The following is a 1,892-nucleotide window of genomic DNA, read 5'->3' as shown; positions in this document are numbered from 1 at the left end:
GCCGGGCATCAAGGTGCAGACCGAGTCCGACAACGTGACGCCGATCCGCCAGATCCAGATGGCGCGGTTCGACGGCAAGTCCTGGGCGCTGTTCGGCGATGTGCTGAGCGACAAGTAGCCGTCAATAGCTCCGCCGTCGTCCCTGCGAAAGCAGGGACCCATAACCACAGGAGGTCGTCGTTAGGAAAGGCTGGGGCCCCAGCACCTCCAACAACACGACCCTGTGGTTATGGGTCCCGGCCTTCGCCCTAGGGCATGCACACATCTAGTTGGGTGGGGATTCCCGAATCGGTATTTCGTGTGATTCATATTGCGGCACTTCGGCTTTGGCGGAGGTGTCGACATGCTGGCGCAAATTGACTGGTCATTAGGTCGGTTCGGGGATCTCCGCCTCGATAAAGGGGGGCGGCGCTCGTCGAATGCATGGTCGCGGGCAAGGATGTCTGCCTGCGACGGCTGGCAGGAGGCATGCGTGCCCGGGAGGTGCGCTTCAACCGCTTTCTCGGCAATGCCAAGGTGACGACGACGCGGATAATCGAAAGCTGGAGCGATGGTACGGTAATGGCGGCCGAAGGCCGCCATGTGCTGGCGATCCAGGATACCAGCGAGATCAATTTTGCCACCAAGGCACAAAACCGGCGTGGCTTGGGCGAGATCGGTCATGGCAACACCCGCGGGGTGTTGCTGCACCCGATGCTGGCCGCAGACGCGGAAAGCGGCTGCTGCCTTGGCCTGTTGCACGGCGAGATCTGGACCCGCCAGGGCCGCCGCACCGTCTCGCACGACAATCGCGATCTGAAGGACAAAGAATCGCAACGCTGGATCGCGACCGCTCTGGCAGCCAAGCCGCTGTTGGCGAAGGCTGCGATGGTGACCATGCTGGGCGACCGCGAGAGCGACATCTTCGCGCTCTACGCCTGCGCCGCAGAACACCAGTTCCACGTCATTGCCCGGAGCATGCATGATCGCAAGCTGGCGGATGGCTGTGGCCTGTATGCGGCCAGCGAGGCCATGACCAGCATCGAACAACGGACCATCGTATTGCCTGCGCGAGCACAACGGCCTGAGCGGGCTGCGCTTCTCGATCTGCGCTTCGGCGCCGTCGAACTGGCCCGACCGCAAACCAAGTTCCTGCGCCATCTGCCGAAAAGCCTACCCTTGATCCTGGTCGATGTGCGCGAGATCGAGCCGCAGGCCGGGATCGAGCCGCTGCACTGGCGGCTGCTCACCACGCATCCGGTGACGAATGCAGAAGAGGCCTGGCGCATTATCGAATGGTACAAGCGGCGGTGGCTGATCGAGCAGTTCTTCCGCATCTTGAAGACACAAGGCCTCAAGCTCGAAGACAGTCAGATCGGGACCGCCGAGCGGCTTCTCAAGCTGGTCGCGATCGCGGCCAAGGCGGCAGTCATCTCCCTTCAGCTTGTGCAGGCGCGCGATGGTCGCGACAACCAGTCTGTCCGAATTGCCTTCAATGCTGGGGAAGTCGCTACACTTGCCGCCCTCAATCGCAACCTCGAAGCCCAAAGCAAGCGGCTGAGAAACCCGCACCCGCCTGACAGCCTCGCTTGGGCCGCCTGGATTATCGGCCGGCTCGGCGGCTGGGACGGCTATCCATCGTCCAAACCGCCGGGCCCCATCACTATGAAACACGGCCTGCAATACTTCCACGCCGCAGCCGCTGGATGGTCCCTCAGAGATCTGTGCATGCCCTAGGGCCTTCGCCGGGACGACGTTGGGGAAGCGAATTGCCTAATTCACCTTCTTCTTCGCAGGTGCCTTCGCCGCAGCGGCGCGTCCCAGCGTCGCCTCGCGGCCCGCGCTCAGGATCTCGTCGGACATCTCGCCATTGCCCGCGATCCGCGACATCACGATGGTGCCCATCATAGTGG

Annotated in this window: 1 protein-coding gene; it reads left to right on the top strand. The window is 62.8% G+C overall.

Features of this window, described 5'->3' with window-relative positions; all coding sequences use genetic code 11:
- Positions 1-423: 423 nt before the first annotated feature.
- Entirely contained in the window at positions 424-1,716 is a 1,293-nt protein-coding gene (locus tag ACJH6H_RS29645) for an IS4 family transposase (RefSeq protein ID WP_110201936.1), read from the top strand.
- The last annotated feature ends 176 nt before the right edge of the window (positions 1,717-1,892 follow it).

Source organism: Mycobacterium sp. SMC-21, assembly GCF_045310825.1.
In the GTDB taxonomy this organism is placed as follows: domain Bacteria; phylum Actinomycetota; class Actinomycetes; order Mycobacteriales; family Mycobacteriaceae; genus Mycobacterium.
The sequence above is the reverse complement of the archived record's forward strand: the minus strand, read 5'-3'. Positions and strand labels throughout refer to the sequence as shown.

Coding starts and splice junctions, on each gene's coding strand:
- ACJH6H_RS29645 (WP_110201936.1), top strand. CDS start 424: ATGGTCGCGGGCAAGGATGTCTGCCTGCGACGGCTGGCAGGAGGCATG.